General features: G+C 30.1%; 15 protein-coding genes. 7 read left to right on the plus strand and 8 right to left on the minus strand.

The window, feature by feature from the left end; genetic code table 11:
- Positions 1–15 precede the first annotated feature (15 nt).
- Entirely contained in the window at positions 16–675 is a 660-nt protein-coding gene (locus I0K12_RS03295; protein WP_196885459.1) for a helix-turn-helix domain-containing protein, read from the plus strand.
- Positions 676–793: 118 nt separating this feature from the next.
- Here I0K12_RS03295 and I0K12_RS03300 read toward each other — a convergent pair whose 3' ends face one another.
- The 3 genes from I0K12_RS03300 to I0K12_RS03310 all read right to left on the minus strand — a co-directional run bounded on the left by I0K12_RS03300 (position 794) and on the right by I0K12_RS03310 (position 6,426).
- Positions 794–3,256: a TonB-dependent receptor domain-containing protein gene (locus I0K12_RS03300; RefSeq protein WP_196885460.1), complete on the minus strand. Its 2,463-nt coding sequence runs from the start codon at positions 3,254–3,256 to the stop codon at positions 794–796.
- A 747-nt stretch (positions 3,257–4,003) separates the two neighbouring features.
- The gene (locus tag I0K12_RS03305) at positions 4,004–5,104 is read right to left on the minus strand and encodes an imelysin family protein (RefSeq protein WP_196885461.1); all 1,101 of its coding nucleotides are present in this window, start codon (positions 5,102–5,104) and stop codon (positions 4,004–4,006) included.
- Between the two features lie 110 nt (positions 5,105–5,214).
- Positions 5,215–6,426, minus strand: coding sequence for a DUF4856 domain-containing protein (locus tag I0K12_RS03310; RefSeq protein WP_196885462.1), 1,212 nt, complete (start codon positions 6,424–6,426; stop codon positions 5,215–5,217).
- 186 nt (positions 6,427–6,612) lie between these two features.
- On the opposite strand from I0K12_RS03310, the gene I0K12_RS03315 reads away from it, so the two are divergent.
- Complete coding sequence (locus I0K12_RS03315; protein WP_196885463.1) at positions 6,613–8,148, plus strand: YifB family Mg chelatase-like AAA ATPase; 1,536 nt, start codon at positions 6,613–6,615, stop codon at positions 8,146–8,148.
- Between the two features lie 195 nt (positions 8,149–8,343).
- Entirely contained in the window at positions 8,344–9,558 is a 1,215-nt protein-coding gene (locus I0K12_RS03320; RefSeq protein WP_196885464.1) for an aminotransferase class I/II-fold pyridoxal phosphate-dependent enzyme, read from the plus strand.
- 201 nt (positions 9,559–9,759) lie between these two features.
- Here I0K12_RS03320 and lipB read toward each other — a convergent pair whose 3' ends face one another.
- The gene (lipB, locus tag I0K12_RS03325; protein WP_196885465.1) at positions 9,760–10,458 is read right to left on the minus strand and encodes a lipoyl(octanoyl) transferase LipB; all 699 of its coding nucleotides are present in this window, start codon (positions 10,456–10,458) and stop codon (positions 9,760–9,762) included.
- 138 nt (positions 10,459–10,596) lie between these two features.
- On the opposite strand from lipB, the gene gldA reads away from it, so the two are divergent.
- Both gldA and I0K12_RS03335 read left to right on the plus strand, forming a co-directional pair.
- Positions 10,597–11,490 carry a gliding motility-associated ABC transporter ATP-binding subunit GldA gene (gldA, locus tag I0K12_RS03330; protein ID WP_196885466.1) on the plus strand — a complete coding sequence of 298 codons (894 nt, stop codon included), beginning with the start codon at positions 10,597–10,599 and terminating at the stop codon, positions 11,488–11,490.
- 294 nt (positions 11,491–11,784) lie between these two features.
- Positions 11,785–12,636: an AraC family transcriptional regulator gene (locus I0K12_RS03335; RefSeq protein ID WP_196885467.1), complete on the plus strand. Its 852-nt coding sequence runs from the start codon at positions 11,785–11,787 to the stop codon at positions 12,634–12,636.
- Here I0K12_RS03335 and I0K12_RS03340 read toward each other — a convergent pair.
- Both I0K12_RS03340 and I0K12_RS03345 read right to left on the minus strand, forming a co-directional pair.
- Positions 12,627–12,983, minus strand: coding sequence for an MmcQ/YjbR family DNA-binding protein (locus I0K12_RS03340; protein WP_196885468.1), 357 nt, complete (start codon positions 12,981–12,983; stop codon positions 12,627–12,629). The genes I0K12_RS03335 and I0K12_RS03340 overlap by 10 nt on opposite strands.
- On the minus strand, positions 12,980–13,726 hold the full coding sequence (locus I0K12_RS03345; RefSeq protein WP_196885469.1) for a cyclase family protein: 747 nt from the start codon (positions 13,724–13,726) through the stop codon (positions 12,980–12,982). The genes I0K12_RS03340 and I0K12_RS03345 overlap by 4 nt, the downstream gene beginning before the upstream one ends.
- Before the next feature lie 446 nt (positions 13,727–14,172).
- On the opposite strand from I0K12_RS03345, the gene I0K12_RS03350 reads away from it, so the two are divergent.
- Positions 14,173–15,249: a bifunctional 3-deoxy-7-phosphoheptulonate synthase/chorismate mutase type II gene (locus tag I0K12_RS03350; protein WP_196885470.1), complete on the plus strand. Its 1,077-nt coding sequence runs from the start codon at positions 14,173–14,175 to the stop codon at positions 15,247–15,249.
- 70 nt (positions 15,250–15,319) lie between these two features.
- On the opposite strand, the gene I0K12_RS03355 is transcribed toward I0K12_RS03350, so the two are convergent.
- Together I0K12_RS03355 and nhaC are read right to left on the minus strand one after the other, a co-directional pair.
- Positions 15,320–17,245, minus strand: a complete 1,926-nt coding sequence (locus tag I0K12_RS03355; protein ID WP_196885471.1) for a T9SS type A sorting domain-containing protein — start codon at positions 17,243–17,245, stop codon at positions 15,320–15,322.
- Positions 17,246–17,351: 106 nt separating this feature from the next.
- Positions 17,352–18,833 (minus strand): Na+/H+ antiporter NhaC, encoded by a 1,482-nt coding sequence (nhaC, locus tag I0K12_RS03360; protein WP_196885472.1) that lies wholly within the window; start codon positions 18,831–18,833, stop codon positions 17,352–17,354.
- Positions 18,834–19,176: 343 nt separating this feature from the next.
- Here nhaC and I0K12_RS03365 point away from each other — a divergent pair, with 343 nt between their 5' ends.
- Complete coding sequence (locus tag I0K12_RS03365) at positions 19,177–20,085, plus strand: pseudouridine synthase (protein WP_196885473.1); 909 nt, start codon at positions 19,177–19,179, stop codon at positions 20,083–20,085.
- Positions 20,086–20,257 lie beyond the last annotated feature (172 nt).

Here is a 20,257-nt window from a genome sequence, read left to right on the forward strand (position 1 = left end):
CAAATTTTAGAAAAAATGGATAATCAAAAATTAGCGCAGAATTTAAAAAGCTTTAGAGCTCAAAAAGGAATGACTCAAGAGTTTTTGGCAGAAGAATCCAAAGTAAGTTTAAGAACTATTCAGAGAATTGAAAAGGAAGAAACTTCTAGTCCAACCAATGAAACTTTGAAAAGATTGGCTTTTGCTCTTGGAGTAACTTTTGAAGAACTTATTGGAAATACTATTTCAGAAGAAAACAAAAGTATTACGAATACAATTCTTTTCTTAAAACAACAACTTTCAAAAACGATGGATAAAAAAGAAATTAAAATCTTTCAAAACTTCATCCATATTTTGAAAGCATTACAGGAAAAAGAATTATCTGATGAAGAAGAAACTGCGATAGAATCTTATCTGAATTATTTAGAATTAGATAAAATTCCTTCTTTCAGTAATGAACTTTATAAAAAGAAACTTTCGCAATTCAAGAAATATTTAAAAACAAAACTAAAATTCATTCCTAAAAACTTTTATTTAAAAATTGGTTTGAGTTTTTCTGTTTCTTACATCATTGCTTTTATCATTACAAAAGGTTTAGATTTTACTTTTGTCGGAATTGGAATTATTTTTCTAGTTTTTTGTTTAATTATGGAGTATAAAACAGCTAAAAATGGAAAAGATCTTAATTATTTATAAAATCAAAAAAGCCTACTAAATTTCGTTTTAAGTAGGCTTTTTTTTATATGTTTAAATATTATTCTAGAGATTTTATCATTATAGAAACACACCCCTAGCCCCTCTCAAGAGGGGAATTTTATATTTTAAATTGTAAAGTTGCGTAATATGTTCTTGGAGCTGAAGGAATAATTCCAGGTCCAGGATATCCTGTTGCTCTTCTAGTAAAATAACTCTTATCTAATAAATTATTGATTCCTGTTTCTAGTTTAAATCTTTTATAAGTATAAGAAAAAGATAAATCTAAAATATCATACGAAGGTATAGGTCCAACAATTCCGTTATTTACACTTGTGCTAGCAGCAACAACTGAGTTCTGCGCATCTGTATATTGTTTTGATAAATATGTGTATTGAAGATTTGCTAAGAAGTTTTTGTAACCAAATTTCATCCCAGCACGAAGGTTTACTAAAGGAATAAATTCTACTTCATTTCCTTCTACATTCGTTTCTTCAGACTCTAAATATTCAGAAGATGTAATTGCTAAATTCGAGAAAACATTCCACTGAAACTCTTCTTTCATTTCAAAAGTATTAATCAAATTCCAATCTAAAAGAGACTCAAATCCGTAGATAAAAGCTTTTCCGATATTCTTACGTTCATGATCTCCTTTACTTGGACCTTCGCTCACTAAAACAATTCCAATTCTGTTATCATATAAAAGTCCGAAACCTCCAACATCATAAGAAAAAGCATTATTAATTCTTCCACGAATCCCGAAATCTCCAGTGAAACCTTTTTCATCTTCAATATTTGGATCCACAATAAATGAAGGGTTCACTGTATGAATATCACTAAAAGTTACTGAACGATAATTTTGAGAGAAGTTCCCATACATTTCAATTTTATCTGTTGGTTTATAACTTGCTCCTAAACCTAGTAAAACAAAATTTCTTGTCAACACTCGATTATCTGGAATGATTTCTTCTAAAATTAAATTTCCAGCATTATCAAAAACTCTTTTATAATAAGAACCTTTACTTTGCGTACGAATATGCTCAAATCTTACTCCAGGAGTCAGAGAAAATTTGTCCGTGATATTGAAAATATTTTCAGCAAAAACAGCAATATTTTCATTCGGGAAAACAAACTTTGATTTATTTGGATATTCTGGATATAAATCATCTTTAAAAGTAAAATCAGCTCCTGTTCCTTTTGATCCAGCTCCTTGTTGCTCTGAGTTACTTGCTTTGTAATATTTTGCTCCAATTAAGAAAACTGATTCTTGTTTTCCTAAATTATATCTTGTCAACAAACGAGCTTCTGCTCCCCAGTTTTGATATTTTCCTTTTAACAAATCTCTTTCGTAAATATAATTTCCATCTAAACCAATCGGATCTGGACTATTTACTGGTAAACCTCTATACCCAAGTGCATTTCTTTGTGCATCTAAACCAAAAACTTGTAAAGAAAAATCAGTCTTTTTAGAAAAAGCATGTTCCAATTTAAAAGCATATAATTTCCAATCTACTTGAAACCAGTTTCTACTTCTATTACTAAAATTCGGATCTTCATTAAATTGTGTATCTGTTAGACCTCCTGGTTGCTGTGCTAAATACTTTAAATAAGTAAATTCCCCAGAGATTTTTGTCTTTTCTGAAAGTTGGTAGCCAACATGCGCATAATAATTTTTGGAATTGAAATGAGAATTTGGTCTAAAACCATCTCCTTCTTTGAAATTGAAATAAGTATAGTAACTCACTTTTCCAACAGTTCCGCTTACACTATTAAAACTTGTAAAAAGATTATTTGAACCAACTGTCTGACGAGAAATTAATTCAAACTTTTTATGTGGATTTGGCTTCTTTAAAACGAAATTAATTAACCCTCCGAACTGTGTTCCATATTGTAGCGAAGCAGCTCCACGAACTACTTGAATTTTTTCTAAAGCTTCTGCTGGCGGCGTATAATAACTTTCAGGATACCCTAAAACATCTGCGCTAATATCGTATCCATTTTGTCTTGTATTGAAGTTTGAAGTTCTGTTTGGATCTAAACCACGTCCTCCAACATTTAACTGTAGACCTGCATCATCATTTTCATAGATATTTAAACCAACAACTTGTGAATAAATTTGTCGTGGATTATTTGCGGCAAGATTTCCTACTGTTTGATCTACTAAAACTACTTCTGATTTTTTTCCTGCATAAATTGCTGTCCCTTCTACAGGTTTTAGTTTCGTTAATGCAAAAACTTTTGCTTTTCTTTGATTTAAAACTACTTCTGTAAGCTGCTCCCCTAAAGGATCTAGAGCTATTTGGATTGCTTTTCCAATTTTTAGTGCAATTTTTTCTTCTTTAATTTTGTATTGGTAAGAGAAAAATACCATCTGATAATCTCCAGGTTTTAGATTATCAATTTCGAAAGTTCCATCCGGTTTTGTTGTTGCTAAAAGACCTCCTGTCTTTTTGTAAATTTCAACTCCTTCTACACCTTCGTTTGTTTGTGAATCGATTATTTTTCCTTTATAAACTTCTTGTGCTAAAGCAATTGTCGAAACACATAAAAAGAAAAAAAATAGTTTTAGATCTTTTAAATTCATTCTTGTAAAACTTTATTGTGGTATTATTTCCCTGATCAGAAAATAATTCTTCTTTATTCTAAATAAAAATATTAAGCAAAAATACTAGAATCAGTTTAAATAAAAATAATAATAAATCGTTATTTTTCTAAATAATTCAATTTCATGACATTTCACAGTTTTTTAATCTGTTAAAAAAGATCGTTTTAAAATTTATTTTTCATTTTTTTTTAATATTTTTTTTAAACATATAATATTTATAAAGACTTCACGTTATCAATACATACAATATTTTATTTAGTTTTGATTTAAATCTAAAACGGAAGCATTCTTGTTTCCGTTTTTTTTGTTTTAATAGTAAAACTTCCAAAAAACTAAAACACTTACACTCATGAATAATAAACTCAAAAGAATAATCTGTTTATTTCTTTGCGATTTATGAAGTAAAAAATAGACTCCGATACAGAAAAGAGGAAGCTGAAAAATAAATAAAAAGAAAAGGAATGCTTTTAGAATATGAAAAAGCTGGGTACTATTGAAAAAGACAATATGAAGTGTATAGGATAAAATAAAGAGAAATAATATTCCAAAACTTAAACCTAATAATCTTTTTTCTTTTAATTCTTGTTCCATTTTTTAATTTTAAAACAAGAATACAATAATTTTTAATCATTTGAAAATCAATTACTTATTAATAGTAGTTCAAAATAAAAAAGGGAGTCAAATAATTGACTCCCTCTTATTTTTATAACTATAAACTATTATTTTTTAATCTCCATCAGCATCGCTATAATCAACTGAAATACTCATTGCAGACATCATTTCTACTTTTAATAAAATAACCGCTTTTTGTACCTCATCATATAATCCTAGCATTTTGTTTTTATCAGACTCGATTTGGTTTGCAAAATTTGCATCCACTGACTGAGAAAAAGTTCTTGCTGACTCCCACTGAGAATTAATTGCTGCATCTAGTCCAGCTCCGTCTTTCTTAGCGTTTAAATCTACTAAATAAGACTTTAAGCTTTCTCCAGTTGTATTACTTCCATAATGTTTTCCATTAAAGAAATTTTGTACAGCAGTTAATGCTTCTTCAAATAAAACTTTAGAATTTGTAGCACTATAATATCCTTCTACTTTTTCTGGTAAAGCTGAACTTGAGAAAACTCCTACAGGAATTCCAATTTTTCCAGCTCTTAAGAATTTTTCGTAGTAGAAAACATATTTATTTACCATCACATTTACAGAACTAGAAGCTGTTGAACCACTATTTCCTACAAATGCTTCTCTGAATCCAGTTTCCCAATCTGCAACTACCTCATCCGTTAAAGTTTTCATTCTTGAAACTACAGCAGTAAGATAATCTTTGTGTGCATCTGTTATTACAGTTTCATAAGAAACAGCTGCATCAGAAATACCGTATAATAAGTAATCTAAAGCAGGGAAACCTTGAGCATCAAAAGTGGATGGTAACTGTAGGTTATAATTTCCAGAAGCTACAAATTGTTCAATTTTTGTTGAAGAAGTTGGATAAATATTCATGAAATTTCTAAAAGTCAATTCTTCAGATTTTCCAATCTCATACATAGAAACATGTTGCCAAGCTTTGTAAGCATTAAGCCAAGATGTTCTTAAGTTTTCTAAATTTTCAGCTGACCCATCAGCAACAAAAACTTCTGTTTTAGAATTTAAATCATTCATTTTTGTTTGAAAATCTTCATAAGAAGGAATAATAATGTTGTCTGCCCAATTTTCTAACATTACTTTTCTATCAAATGTATCCGCTCCATTTCCATCAGATCCACTATCGTCAGACCCACATGATATTGCTAAAACAGCAACAAATAAGAATAAAACTTTTTTAATCATTTTTTGAATATTTACCTTTAATTTAATTCACCGAAATTTAAAATTTCTATAAAACAAAAAAACTTGTTCAAAGATACTATCTCTAAACAAGTTTTAAGTTATTTTTTCAATTATTTCGCTTGATCAACAGTAAAGTTAAATTTAGCAGCAATCTCATTAGATAATTCGTCTAACGTTGCTGGAGTTACATCCCATAATCCGTTAGTACCTGCCATTAATTTACTGATCATTGTATCTACTTCTCCTTTTGTGAAGTATGGTTGACCTGTTCCTGATTTTCTTGTAAACTGTAAGCTATAGATAAATCCATATCCTTCAGATAAATCGTGGAATGCAGTTCCCATTTCGTTTCCTTCAACAGCATCTTTTCCAGCTTGTAAATAGTTTACAGCTCTTACTGCGATAACTTTAGAGATTGCTTCTCTAATGATTGAAACTTGCTCATCACGAACACCATATTCTTTAGCTACAATTGCAGCTCTACCTTTTTTAAATGCATTGTAAATTTCATCAGCGATTCCTGCGAAATCTTCATCAGCATTTACTTTTCCAATATATTTGTTTAAGAAACTATCATCATCTCCTATAGTTGCATTTGGAGTTTCAGGGTTTTGAGATGCTCCGTAAACGTATCCGTAAGCCTCATCCCATTTGTGCTCCATTGTTGTATAAGTCTTTCCTTCTGCAACAGTTCCGTTATTGTTTTCCTCAACATTTGTTCCTGCATCTAAAACACCATCACTTAAATAGTTATTTAAAGCTTGGTCAGCCATTAAAGCTCCAATTAAAGATTTTCCAAATAATTGGTTAAACTCTAATCCATTTGCATTTACATAACGAGTACTAGTTCCGTCAGCAATTTGTCCTGCAGATCCAGCAGCAGCTAATTCATTCCAGTTAGGGAATACATCATCCACTTGCTTTGCAATCCACATATCAAACATTTCTTTGATAGCAGTTGCATCAGATTGGTTATTTGAAAAGAAATCAAAAGAAGCAGCTGTTTTACTTCTTACATTTTTACTTGAAGCATTTAAATCTGCATCAGAAAAATCATTACCTCCTTCTTCGTGTGCAAACATTCCGTCTAATTGCGCTTCTGTATAAGAGTTATCTTTTAATTTAGAGATAATCTCTTCTGCCATTGCAATTCTTGTAGTTTGTCCTCCAAAACTTACAGTTGAACTTCCTTCTCTTGTAAATTTATACGTTGCTGGTACCTCAATTCCTGTTGAAGGATTATCATTGTTATCGTCATCAGATGAACAAGATGCGAAAAATAATGTAGATAGTGCTACCGTAGATAATAAGATTTTTTTCATTATATAAGACTTTAAAAGAATTTTTAATTTTAGAATATTTCGGGACAAATATATAGACTAATTCTAAATTAAGGAAATTTATTTAGAATAAATTAAAATAATATGATTTTTATCAGACAACTGATTATCAGAGTCTTATTATGAAATTCGGAAAATTTTAGTACTTTTACAAGAAACCTTTGAAAAATGTTAACAAAAGTTTATGGAAGTGCCGTCTTCGGAATTGAAGCAACAACAATTACAGTAGAAGTAAATATTGCAAAAGGAATTGGCTATCATCTTGTTGGATTACCAGACAATGCTATTAAAGAAAGTAGTTATAGAATTACTGCTGCTTTGCAGAATAATGGTTATAAATTACCTGGAAAGAAAATCACCATAAATATGGCTCCTGCAGATCTTCGAAAAGAAGGTTCTGCTTATGATTTGACTTTGGCTATTGGAATTTTGGAAGCTTCTAACCAAATTGAAACTAAAAAAACTTCAGACTATATTATAATGGGAGAACTTTCTTTAGATGGAAGTTTACAACCTATTAAAGGAGCATTGCCAATTGCTATTAAAGCAAAAGAAGAAGGCTTTAAAGGATTTATTTTACCAAAACAAAATGCAGAAGAAGCTGCTGTTGTAGAAGGTTTAGACATTCTAGGTGCAGAAAACATTTTGGAAGTAATTCATTTTTTTGAAGAGAAAATAGAAATCGAACCTACTACTTTTAATATTGAAGAATCTATCGAGAATTGTTTGGAAAGTTTAGAAACAGATTTTTCGGATGTAAAAGGTCAAGAATCTATAAAACGTTGTATGGAAATTGCAGCAGCTGGTGGACATAATATCATATTAATAGGTCCTCCAGGTTCTGGAAAAACGATGTTAGCAAAAAGGCTTCCTTCTATTTTACCACCTATGACGATGAATGAAGCTTTGGAAACAACCAAAATTCATAGTGTTGTTGGAAAAACTTCAAATATAGGATTGATGAAAAATCGTCCTTTTAGAAATCCACATCATACTATTTCAGATGTTGCTCTTGTTGGTGGAGGACAATATCCGCAACCTGGAGAAATTTCACTTTCACATAATGGTGTTTTATTTTTAGATGAATTACCAGAATTTAAACGTTCTGTATTAGAAGTAATGCGCCAACCATTGGAAGATCGAGAAGTTACTATTTCTAGAGCGAAATTTACAATTACTTATCCAAGTAGTTTTATGTTAGTTGCGAGTATGAATCCAAGTCCAAGTGGATTTTTTAATGATGGAAATAGTAATATGACTTCTTCTCCTGCAGAAATGCAAAGATATTTGAGTAAAATTTCCGGTCCTTTATTAGATCGAATAGATATACATATAGAAGTAACACCTGTTCCTTTTGAAAAATTAGCAGATCAACGAAAAGGAGAACCGAGTTCTGAAATTCGAAAAAGAGTTATTAAATCTAGATCACTACAAACAGAAAGGTTTAATACTTATAAAAATATACACTATAATGCACAAATGAATACAAGATTGATTCGAAAGTTTTGTAAACTAAGCGATGAAAGTAGTAATCTACTTAAAAATGCAATGGAGAAATTGAATCTTTCTGCGAGAGCTTATGATAGAATTTTGAAAGTAAGCAGAACTATAGCAGATCTTGATAGCTCTTCAGAAATAAAATCTTCACATATTACAGAAGCAATCCAGTATAGAAGCTTAGATAGAGATGGATGGTTAGGATAATTATTGTGTTTATTTCAAAATTTTGAAAAGTCTTTATTTTAAAAGCAATTTTATTTTATTCAATATTTAAAGTATTAATCATAATTTTTTAGCTTATTAAAAAAATTATTCATAAAAATAATATTTTTACCTACCTAAACATGTAATATATTTGGAATTTTTATAAATTGCGTTAAAAATAAAAAAAGAGAATATATGAGTACTAAATCTGCAAATAGCATACAAGACTTACAGTTTTTTGGTGAATTTGGTGGAGTAAATCCATCTATTTCTGATTCAGCAACTTTTACTTTCATGGCTGCAAAAACAATGCAGGATACTTTTGAAGGTGAAACAGAAGGTTGTTATTTATATTCTCGTCACACAAGTCCAAGTAACTTATATCTTTCTCAAGCTTTAGCAGCAATGGAAGGTACAGAGTCTGCAAATGTTGCAAGTTCAGGAATGGGAGCTATTACTTCTACGATTATGCAACTTTGTAAAACTGGAGATCATATTGTTTCTAGTAGAACTATCTACGGAGGAACTTATGCATTCATGAAAAACTTTTTACCAAGATTAGATATTCAAACATCTTTTGTTGATATTACTGATTTAGAAAGTGTAGAAAATTCAATTAATGAAAATACAAAAGTAATCTATTGTGAAACTGTTAGTAATCCACTTTTAGAGATTGCTGATATTTCTGAGCTTTCCAAAATAGCAAAAAGACACAACTTACCTTTAGTAGTAGATAATACTTTCTCTCCTTTAATTGTAAATCCACAAGATCTTGGTGCAACTATAACAATTCATAGTTTAACAAAATTCATCAACGGAACAAATGATGCAGTTGGTGGAGTTGTTTGTGCTTCAAATGATTTTATCAATTCTTTAAAAGATGTAAATGATGGAGCAGCTATGTTATACGGACCTGTAATGGATAGTTTACGTGCTTCTAGTATTTTAAAAAATATGAGAACGCTTCCTATTCGTATCAAACAACACAGTAGAAATGCACTTTTCTTAGCTGAAAACTTTGAAAAAGATGGATTAAAAGTTGTTTATCCAGGATTGAAGAGTCATAAAGATCACGAATTATATAACTCTATGAGAAATGAAGAATTCGGATTTGGAGGATTACTTACAATCGATGTTGGGTCTTTAGAAAAAGCAAACCAATTAATGGAGCTAATGCAAGATAGAAACTTAGGATACTTAGCAGTAAGTTTAGGATTCTACAAAACATTATTTAGCGCTCCTGGTTCTAGTACATCATCGGAAATTCCAGAAGAAGAACAAAATAAAATGGGGTTATCAGATGGTATCATCCGTTTTTCAATCGGACTAGACCACGATATTGAAAGAACTTATAACGAAATGAAAAAATGCATGGAAGAACTGGAGATTCTTTCAGCAACCGTATGTTAGCAAGTAATTGTTAACTGTTTTATCTATCATGTTTTAAGAAATTGTCTAAGAAATTAGGCAATTTCTTTTTTTATAACTTTCCTAACCTGATACGTTTCAGATACTATTATTAAATTCTCAGTTTTAATTAATTCAAGACACTTTAAAATTAATTATAATGAAAACAAAGATACTTTTGAAAAAACAAAAATATTGAACGGTCTATTCAATGATTTCAGCTTCAAAAAGTGTTTTAAAGTGTATAAGTATTTTATTTTGAACTTCCTCCATCGGAATTTTCCTGTTTAATTCAGCCTCCATAGAAGTGACAGCTTTATCCTTAATACCACATGGCACGATATTATCAAAATATCCCAAGTTAGCATTCACGTTTAAAGCAAAACCATGCATCGTCACCCATCTACTACTTTTCACTCCCATGGCGCATATTTTTCTAGCAAAAGGTGTACCAACATCTAGCCAAACTCCGGTTTCTCCTTCACTTCTCTCACTCTTTATTCCGTATTCAGCTAATGTTAAGATAATTGCCTCTTCTAAAAATCTTAAATATTTATGGATATCTGTAAAAAAATTATCTAAATCCAATATTGGATATCCAACAATTTGTCCTGGTCCATGATATGTAATATCCCCTCCTCTATTAATTTTATAGAATTTAGCTCCTTTTTCTTCTAACTGTTTTTCAGATAAAAGAAGATTTGAGATATCACCGCTTTTCCCTAAAGTATATACATGTGGATGTTCCACGAAAAGTAAATAATTTGGAGTAGGATTATTTTCATCGTTTCTTCTGTTAGAAATTTTAGTATCTATAATTCCTTGAAACAACTCCGTTTGGTAATCCCATGTATCTTTATAATCTTTTTCTCCAAGATTTATATACTTTATTTGCTTATTCATTGTTTATACTTTAGAGTGAGCTTTATTGAAGCTTAAAATTGAGAGGTGCAAATTTCAGAAAAAAAAATAACATAACTGGAAGCTTTCTCACTTTAACATTAATTTATAAAATGTATTTTTGCTAAAAACACGAAAAATATGGCAATTGAAGTATCAAATCTTACAAAACAATATGGAACACAAACTGCATTAGATGCTATTAATTTTTCCATAGGAAAAGGAGAAATCGTTGGTTTTTTGGGTCCAAATGGAGCTGGAAAATCTACAACTATGAAAATTATTACTGGCTTTGTCAAAGCAACAGGTGGAAATGTTTCTGTTAATAATGTTTCTGTTACAGATGATATTTTAAATGTTCAAAAAAATATTGGATATCTTCCAGAACACAATCCATTGTATTTGGATATGTATGTGAAAGAATATTTAAGTTTTCATGCTAAAATTCATAAAATCAATAAAAATAGAGTTTCCGAAATCATAAAAGAAGTAGGTTTAACACCTGAAGCTCACAAAAAAATCAATCAACTTTCTAAAGGATATCGTCAAAGAGTTGGATTGGCAGCTGCTATGTTACATAATCCAGATATTTTAATTCTGGATGAACCAACTACAGGTTTAGATCCAAATCAGTTAATTGAAATTCGTGATTTGATTCGTAACTACGGTAAAAATAGAACCATTTTATTTTCTACGCACATTATGCAAGAAGTAGAGGCTGTTTGTGATCGTGTTATTATCATTAATAAAGGAAAAATTGTTTTGGATAAAAGCATGGAAGAGCTAAAAAAGAATCAAGACCAAAGAATCGAAGTGGAATTTGACTACCAAATTGAAAGAAAATTCTTACAAGATATTCCTAATTTAAAGTCTTTTGACAATATTTTTGATACAACTTGGGAGTTTATTTTTGATACTCAAGATGATATGCGATCGGAAATTTTTGACTTTGCACAGAAAAATGGATTGAAAATTTTAAAGATGAATACAAAAAATCAAAATCTAGAAAGTTTATTCACAGAATTGACAAACTAGTACATTTTTAACAAAAAAAGAGAGGTTGTAAATATTTACAACCTCTTATGAAAATCACTTTTACTAATTTTTATTTTTAAAAAGAATCCTACAACTTTTAATATAATTTAAAATATGACTTTCAATTTATAATTAATTTTATTTATTTCTTAACAATTAACTCTACAAATATAACTTATTATTTTAGTAAATCTACAATAAATAATTAACATATTTAAATACTATTTTAACCTTAACACTTGCATATCTACTTATTTTTAACAATTTTTGTAGAAACAATATAAATTATTATCTATGAAAATTATCCCCTTTAAAGTCTCCAAAGCTATAACGGAAACCATTGTAGTGCAGCGGGACTTCGGAAAACAATTCTACAACCATCTTCATCAACATTCTGAAATTCAATTAACATTAATATTAAACGGAGAGGGAACTTACATTATAGGCGATTCAATCGGTAATTTTAAACCTTTAGATTTTTTTGTTATTGGTGAAAAGCTTCCTCATGTTTTTAAAAATGATAATGTTGAAACTAAATGTGAAATGATTTCTATTTATTTTTCACCAGAATCTTTTGGAACTAACTTTTTTGAATTACCAGAAATGATTCATTTGACTCCTTTCTTCAATGATTCACTTAGAGGTATAAAAATGACAAATATCGATAAGTCTATCATTCGAAAGATTAAGCAAATTGAATTTTTAAACAATTTTCAAAAATTTATTTCTTTCCTAAATATTATTAGTGACTTGTCTGCTTATGAAGATAATAAAGAAATACTTTCATCTCTTATTGTAGATAAAAAATACTCGGAAGAAGAAGAGTTAAGAATGGATGAAATTATCCAGTTTGCTTTAAGAGAATTTCATCGAAATATCTTATTAGAAGAAGTAGCAAATATCGCAAATATGACCCCTAATGCCTTTTGCAGATATTTTAAACAACGAACAAACAAAACCTTTGTCAATTTTCTTACAGAACTCAGAATCGGAAATGCTTGTAAGCTTCTCTCCAAACGGAACGAGTTGAATATTATGGATATTTGCTATAAATCTGGTTTCAATAATTTAGCTAATTTTAATCGGAAATTTAAAGATATCAAAGGAATGACTCCTTCAAAATACAGACAAACACATTATAAATAGCCTAATTCTTGCTTTTCTTTTTTAGTCAACCCCAAGATTACAGAATCGTAAGAATGATCTATTAAATGCTTCAAAAACTCATTGGAAAGTTTCCCTTCAAAATCTATTGTATTCCAATGCTTTTTATTCATATGATAGCCTGAAGTTATCTCATCATAAGTTTCTCTATATTCTATAGCTTTTTCAGGATCACATTTTAAATTTACTTTCATCGGATATTCATCCAAAGTTGTTATCGCAAAAACTTTTCCTGCTACTTTAAAAACTAATGTTTTTTCGTCAAAAGGAAAACCCTCTGACACATTAGGTTTTCCAATACAATACTCTCTTAACGCTTCAATATTCATGATTTTATCTGGTATAAAATTGGTTTGCTTGGCGAAGCATCATTTTCAAACGATGCTATTTGTAAATTCATAAAAAACAAACCATCTTCTATCGCATCAGGAACATATACAAATTCTGTAATTGTAGCATCATATCTTCGCTCTCCTTCATAATTCCAAAAAGCCTTATGTGCTACCAACTTCCCTTCATCTCTCTCTTTATCTACAGATGGTAAGTCAATTAATAAATGCTTAATTTGTTTTTCTCTCAAAAACAAAGCAGCTTCTTCTGTTAGGTAAGCGGGGTTGGTATTCGAATATTGTTTACTTAATTTTTCATCTTCATTCGGAAGTGTTCTAATAATAATTGCATCTTTAAAATACCTCATCTTCTCTTCTATCAATTCTTTTGTAATCACCAAATCTTCTCCTATTTTTTCAGGATTTATCGTAATTAACTCTGCTAAAAAGTGAAATTCTTTTAAGTATTCGTTGATACTATGAAATTCTTCCGTAATATGTCCAATACACTCTGTATGTGTTCCGTGTGCATGTGGATTAAAATGGATATTAAAAAAATTTGTTGAAGATCCTTCTGTTACTTTTCCTACAAAATCTCCCATTACTACTGGCTCAATCTTCGGATGTGAGACATACCATGCATTCGGGTTTTTTTCATGACCAAAAATGGTTGTCGAAATATCGATTGGTTTTGCTAAGTCTACAGTGTATTCTACTTCATCAACATTGATTTTTATTTCCATACTCTTAAATATATAAAATTTTAACCTTAATTTTTTATCTTTTGGGTAAAACAACTTTAATTCGAAACCTTTTTATTCAAAAACATTTTAACCATTAATTAAATAAAATTCCTTTCTTTATAATTGTTTACTTCTCAGCCAAAAATAATCGCTTATTTAGACATTTCTACACTTATTTAAAGAAAAGTATCTAAAACATTAACAGAAGCTTATTTTTCAAAAAAACATGTTAAAAAAAAAATCTATTCTTGTAATTAATTAATTTATAATTAATTTTGCTACAAATTAAACAGTAATGACAAATAATAACACTTGGTGGAGCAACTCTAAATTTTATCTCAAAAGATAAGAGAGGCTATGCTATGGTGTATTATAAAATAAACTAAAGTCTCGATTTATCGGGACTTTTTTTGTATAATAGAATATCTAAACGTAAGTAAATTATAATGGAGAATACAGCAACTTTTAAAACATGGTTAGAGGATATGCAACTAGAACACCCTTTAGTGATTGCAGGTCCTTGTAGTGCTGAAACCGAAGAACAGGTATTAGAAACTGCACACCAATTAAAAAATACGGACACCAATGTTTTTAGAGCTGGAATTTGGAAACCTAGAACTAGACCTGGACAATTTGAAGGAGTTGGAGAAAAAGGTTTGAAATGGTTGCAAAAAGTTAAGGAAGAAACTGGGCTTTTGGTAACAACAGAAGTTGGTACTGCTGATCATGTAGAGAAAGCCTTACAACATGATATTGATATTTTATGGGTTGGAGCAAGAACTACAGTAAATCCTTTTGCAGTACAAGAAATTGCAGATGCGCTAAAAGGTGTTGATAAAACTGTTTTGGTTAAAAACCCTGTAAATCCAGATTTATCTCTATGGTTAGGAGCTGTAGAAAGAATCAAAAATGCTGGAATCAGTCAGCTTGGAGTAATTCATAGAGGATTTTCTACATATCAAAAAACAGAATATCGAAACAATCCAAAATGGCAGATTGCAATCGAGCTAAAGAAAGAATTTCCTGATTTGCCAATGATTTTAGATCCATCGCATATTTGTGGTCGTCGAGATACTATTTTCGATACTTGTCAAATGGCTTTAGATTTAAGATATGAAGGTTTAATGATCGAAACACACATCGATCCTGACAATGCTTGGAGTGATGCGATGCAGCAAATTACTCCTGAAAGATTATCAGAAATCACTAGAGATTTAAAAATCCGAATTGATAATACTAACGAAAAAGATTATCAACATAAGATCAAAGCTTTCAGAAAAGATTTGGATGTTTTAGATAAAAACCTTCTAGATTTATTGGCACACAGAATGGGTGTAGCTAGTAAAATTGGAAAATTAAAACATGAGAAAAACGTTGCAATTCTTCAGAGCGATCGTTGGGCACATGTTTTAGAAAAAATGATCATCAATGGAGAGAAGAATGGATTGAGTCAAGAATTTATAGAGAAAATTTTCAAAGCAATTCATATCGAATCTATCAGTGTACAACAAAAAAGTAAATAAATTATATAAAAAAAGGCTGTCAATAGACAGCCTTTTTTCGAATTATGAATTAAATCAAATACTTAATAAACTATTTTTTCAAAACTTTTTGGATAAATAAATTTCCTTTTTCATCCTTTACCTTTACGATATAAAACCCTTTTGAATAGTTTTCAAAACTTACTTTTCCATCCTTAGTATTCATTTCAGATTTTAATAAAGTCCCATTTAAATCATAAACAGAAATCTCTGAAATTTTATTTTTATGCTGAATATTAATACTATTTTCTGTTGGGTTTGGATATATTTTTACCATTTCTAAAACGTTTTGGTCTATTGATAATTCTCCATCTGTTTTAGCTTCTTTTGTTACAAATAAATCATCCAAAGCAACTCCTTCACCTTTCATTTCAATTTCAATCGTCACTCCTTCTTGGATAAAAGTATTTGGCAAAGCAACTTCTAAATCTGTCCAAGCGTCTTCCTCTGAAAACTCCGAAGTAATTTCATGAACTAAAGCATCTTTTTTAAACGTAACTTTAATTGCAGTTTCTCCCCAGTCTAAAGGAGAAGTCATAAAATAACGACATTGGAAAAACAATTCATCTACTCCTGATAAATCTACATTTTCTACTTTTACTTTCGTATCATAAATTCCTCCACAAGGTTCTTCTGTATTGATTCCTAAGAAAACAGAATCATTTTCATCGTTTTTAAAATCTAAACTTGTAGAATTAAAATAAGTTGTAGTTCCTACTGAAGCTTTTCCACATTCTAAATTTTCATTTGGAACTGCTGCATTATCATAAGAGTGCACAAAAGTTGTTAATGGGAAAGTTTCAAAATCTTCTTGGAATAAAATAGAATCGTCTGTTTCTTCCTCCTCTTCCTCCTCTTCTTCTTCAATTTCATCTACAATCGAAATATTGTCAATTGCTACTCCTTCTCCTCCTATTTTAATTTCAATCGTTACTCCTTCTTGAATTAAAGTATTTGGTAAAGCTAATTCTAAATCTGTCCAAGCGTCTTCTACTGTGAATTCTGAAGAAATTTCATGAACCAAAGCATCTTTTTTGAAAGTAACTGTCAAAATATTACTTCCCCAATCCAGAGGAGAAGTCATAAAATAGCGACATTGAAAATACAATTCATCTACTCCTGATAAGTCTACATTTTCTACTTTCACATCTGTATTATAATATCCTCCACAAGGTTCTTCTGTATTTACTCCTAAAAAAATAGAATTATTTTCTTCTGGTTTAAAATCTAAGTTTGTAGAATTAAAATAAGTTGCTGTTCCTACAGAAGCTTTTCCACAAGCCAATCCTTCGTTTGGAATTTCAGAATTATCATAAGAGTGCACAAAAGTTGTTAATGGAAATGTTTCAAAATCTTCCTGAAAAAGAACAGAATCATCAGTTTCTTCTTCCTCTTCTTCGACTGTAAGAATTTCATCTGCAATCGAAATATTATCAATCGCTACTCCTTCTCCTCCTATATTTATTTCAATAGAAACTCCTTCTTGAATAAAAGTATTTGGTAAAGCAAGCGCCACATCTGTCCAAGCATCTTCTACAGTAAATTCTGTAGAAATCTCATGAATCAAAGCATCTTTTTTAAGCGTAATTTTTAAAACATTACTTCCCCAATCTAAAGGAGAAGTCATAAAATAGCGACATTGAAAATATAATTCATCTACTCCAGATAAATCTACATTTTCTACTTTTACGTCTGTATTATAGTAACCTCCACAAGGCTCTTCTGCGTTTACTCCTAAGAAAACAGTATTATTTTCTTCTTCTTTAAAATTCATATTTGTCGAATTGAAAAAAGAAGCTGTTCCTACAGAAGTTTTACCACATTCTAAACTTTCGTTTGGAATTGCAGCATTATCATAAGAATGTACAAAAGTTGTTAGTGGATGTGACTCAAAATTTTCCTGAAAAAGGATGGTTTGTGCATTTATTCCTAGAGTAGCTACTAGGAAAAATGTAAAAAAAGATAGTTGTTTTTTCATTTTTATTGGGGTTTTGTAAAATGAAAACAACTCAAATAAAAAACACCCTACACTTTTTTTGAAAAAAATTTAGGGTGTTTTTATTAGTTTTATTTAATCTGTTGATTTAGAAATTACTATCCTCAATTCCTGAAGGCACCGTAGTTTTCTTGATTAATTTTTTAATTTTAATACCAAAAGCAGCAAAAACTAATGTCATTATCGGACTTAAATAATTAAAGAACGCAAATGGTAAATATGTCAATGTTGGTACTCCTAAAACTCCAGCTTGAAAAGCTCCACAAGTATTCCAAGGAATCAACACTGAAGTTACAGTTCCTGAATCTTCTAAAGTTCTACTTAAGTTTTCTGGTGCCAAATTCTTATCTTGATATGCTTTTGAAAACATTCTTCCTGGAACTACAATTGCTAAATATTGATCTGAAGCTGTAACGTTTAATAACACACAAGATCCAACTGTATTTGCAAATAATCCGAAAGTGCTTTTTGCAATACTTAAAAGTGCATTACTCAATCTTTCTAGAGCTCCAATTGCTTCCATAATTCCACCAAAAACCATTGCACAAAGAATTAACCAAATAGTTCCTAACATTCCTTGCATTCCTTTGGCGCTAAATAATTTCTCCGCATCAAACACTTCATTTCCAGAAGCGATATATGTTTTATCTACGATTGCATTCATGATACCTTTATAGATTGTTGAGAAAGAATAATCTCCTTCTACTCCAGCTATTTTTTGTACAATTTCTGGTTGAAAAAATGCTGCGAAAACTGCTGCTAATAAAGTTCCTGCTAAAAGCGCAACTAAAGGCGAGGCTTTTTTCAAAATCATTAAGATTACTGCAACTGGAACCAAAAATAACACTGGACTGATATAAAATGTATTTTCAATACTTTCCAATAAAGCTGTATGATCCATCATATTTCCAGACTCGTATGTAAATCCTAAAATGATGAAAACAATCAAAGTAATAATAATAGATGGAACTGTAGTAAATGCCATATATTTTATATGATCAAAAAGTGTAGCTCCTGCCATTGCTGGTGCTAAGTTTGTCGTATCTGAAAGTGGTGACATTTTATCTCCAAAATAGGCTCCTGAAATTACGGCTCCAGCTACCATTCCTTCTGGTAAACCAAGCGTTCTTCCAATTCCTACAAGTGCAATACCAATCGTTGCTGAAGTTGTCCAAGAACTTCCGGTTGCTAAAGAAATAATTGCAGTAATGATAACGGTTGCAGCTAAAAACCAAGTCGGATTTAAGATTTGTAAACCATAATAAACCATTGCTGGAATTACTCCACTAATCAGCCAAGTTCCCGCCAAAGCTCCTACCATCAAAAGAATCAAAATTGCTGAACTTGTAGATTTGATATTTTTGGAAACAAACTCCATCATTCTTTCATAGCTAAAACGGTTTTTAAAACCAACTCCTGCAGCTACGGCAGCTCCTAAAATTAAAGCAAATTGGTTTGGTCCTCCTGTCGCTCCATCTCCAAATATATATACATTAAACGCCAAGATCATCACCAAAATAAGTACAGGTAACAATGCCTCGAATATAGAAATCTGTTTATTGTTTGTCATTTTGTAGTTAAAATTTTTTTGAGAGGTGTAATTATACAGCTTTTTGCAAGAGTACACAAGTAAAAGAAGTTAAAGAAATAAGCGAGTTTTCTTCGTTTTTAACAGAAATATACTGTTAGATATAACACTTTTCATTAATTTAAGTTAAAAATAACACAAAAAACGTATTTATGTTTTTTAGCATTTTAATAAAAAAAACCTATTTAATTTTAACATATAGTAAAAACGGAAGTTCTAAAACTCTAAAAATTACCATTCTGAGATTTTATTTATAAAAATATTAGATATTTATATGGTTTATATTCAGAAGATTTAATGTAATTTTGCAAAAATTTTTTAAACAATGAATGCAAATAGAAACTCGTCGAGAGGACGACACAAAGCAGGAGGAAGAAATTCGAACGATTCAAGAAACTCAAATTCTCGTGGAAGAGGAGGAAATTTTGGTTCTAGAAATCAATCTGGAGGAAGAAAATTTTCTGGTAACAACGAAAGAAAATTTGAAAAAGATGTAAAAAAGACGGTTAAAATCGAAAAGAAAGATGATGGAATCCGTTTAAATAAATACATTTCAAATTCTGGAATTTGTTCTCGTCGTGATGCTGATAAATATATCAATGCTGGAAGTGCAACTGTAAACGGAAAAGTTATTACAGAAATGGGATATAAAGTAAAACCGACGGATGAAGTTCGTTTTGACGGAACTTTATTGAATCCTGAAACAAAACGTTATGTTTTGTTAAACAAGCCTAAGAATTACATCACAAACATGGAGGATGAAAAAGGTAGAAAAACTGTGATGGATTTGGTTAGAAATGCAGCAAAAGAGCGCATTTACCCAGTTGGAAGATTGGACAGAAACACTACAGGTCTTTTACTTTTCACAAATGATGGTGAAATGGCTAGAAAACTTACACATCCAAAACACAAAGTGCGTAAAATCTACCATGTTACTTTGGACAAAAAATTAGCTTTAAAAGATTTGGAAAAAATCGCAGCTGGTATTGATGTTGAAGGTAGAAAAGTACTTGTTGATGAAATTTCTTTCGTTGAAGGACAAAAGAAAAACGAAATTGGTCTAGAGATTCACTCTGGAAGAAATAAAATTGTTCGTAAGATTTTTGAACAATTAGGTTACACAGTAACGAAACTTGATCGTGTATCTTTTGCCGGACTTACGAAAAAAGACATCGCGAGAGGTAAATGGAGGCATTTATCACAACAAGAATTGAATTATTTAAAAATGATTTAATTCAAAAAATTTAAAGCAAATATCCTTTTATAAAGCCAATCCACATTATTCTGTAATGTGGATTTTTTTATTTATCTATTTAAACTTTCACTAAAAATTTATTTTGAAAACTTTAAAACTTGTTTTTCTACTTATATTCTAATTTCATTATTTTTGTGAGATAATTTAGATT

Source organism: Aureivirga sp. CE67 (assembly GCF_015767245.1).
Taxonomy (GTDB): Bacteria; Bacteroidota; Bacteroidia; order Flavobacteriales; family Flavobacteriaceae; genus Aureivirga.

Bases quoted from the DNA above. Each gene is read 5' to 3' on its own strand.
- nhaC (WP_196885472.1), bottom strand. From the start codon at position 18,833: ATGACAAACAATAAACAGATTTCTATATTCGAGGCATTGTTACCTGTA.
- I0K12_RS03300 (WP_196885460.1), bottom strand. From the start codon at position 3,256: ATGAATTTAAAAGATCTAAAACTATTTTTTTTCTTTTTATGTGTTTCG.
- I0K12_RS03340 (WP_196885468.1), bottom strand. From the start codon at position 12,983: ATGAATATTGAAGCGTTAAGAGAGTATTGTATTGGAAAACCTAATGTG.
- I0K12_RS03355 (WP_196885471.1), bottom strand. From the start codon at position 17,245: ATGAAAAAACAACTATCTTTTTTTACATTTTTCCTAGTAGCTACTCTA.
- I0K12_RS03335 (WP_196885467.1), top strand. From the start codon at position 11,785: ATGAAAATTATCCCCTTTAAAGTCTCCAAAGCTATAACGGAAACCATT.
- I0K12_RS03305 (WP_196885461.1), bottom strand. From the start codon at position 5,104: ATGATTAAAAAAGTTTTATTCTTATTTGTTGCTGTTTTAGCAATATCA.
- I0K12_RS03320 (WP_196885464.1), top strand. From the start codon at position 8,344: ATGAGTACTAAATCTGCAAATAGCATACAAGACTTACAGTTTTTTGGT.
- I0K12_RS03295 (WP_196885459.1), top strand. From the start codon at position 16: ATGGATAATCAAAAATTAGCGCAGAATTTAAAAAGCTTTAGAGCTCAA.
- I0K12_RS03345 (WP_196885469.1), bottom strand. From the start codon at position 13,726: ATGGAAATAAAAATCAATGTTGATGAAGTAGAATACACTGTAGACTTA.
- I0K12_RS03365 (WP_196885473.1), top strand. From the start codon at position 19,177: ATGAATGCAAATAGAAACTCGTCGAGAGGACGACACAAAGCAGGAGGA.
- lipB (WP_196885465.1), bottom strand. From the start codon at position 10,458: ATGAATAAGCAAATAAAGTATATAAATCTTGGAGAAAAAGATTATAAA.
- I0K12_RS03350 (WP_196885470.1), top strand. From the start codon at position 14,173: ATGGAGAATACAGCAACTTTTAAAACATGGTTAGAGGATATGCAACTA.
- I0K12_RS03310 (WP_196885462.1), bottom strand. From the start codon at position 6,426: ATGAAAAAAATCTTATTATCTACGGTAGCACTATCTACATTATTTTTC.
- I0K12_RS03315 (WP_196885463.1), top strand. From the start codon at position 6,613: ATGTTAACAAAAGTTTATGGAAGTGCCGTCTTCGGAATTGAAGCAACA.
- gldA (WP_196885466.1), top strand. From the start codon at position 10,597: ATGGCAATTGAAGTATCAAATCTTACAAAACAATATGGAACACAAACT.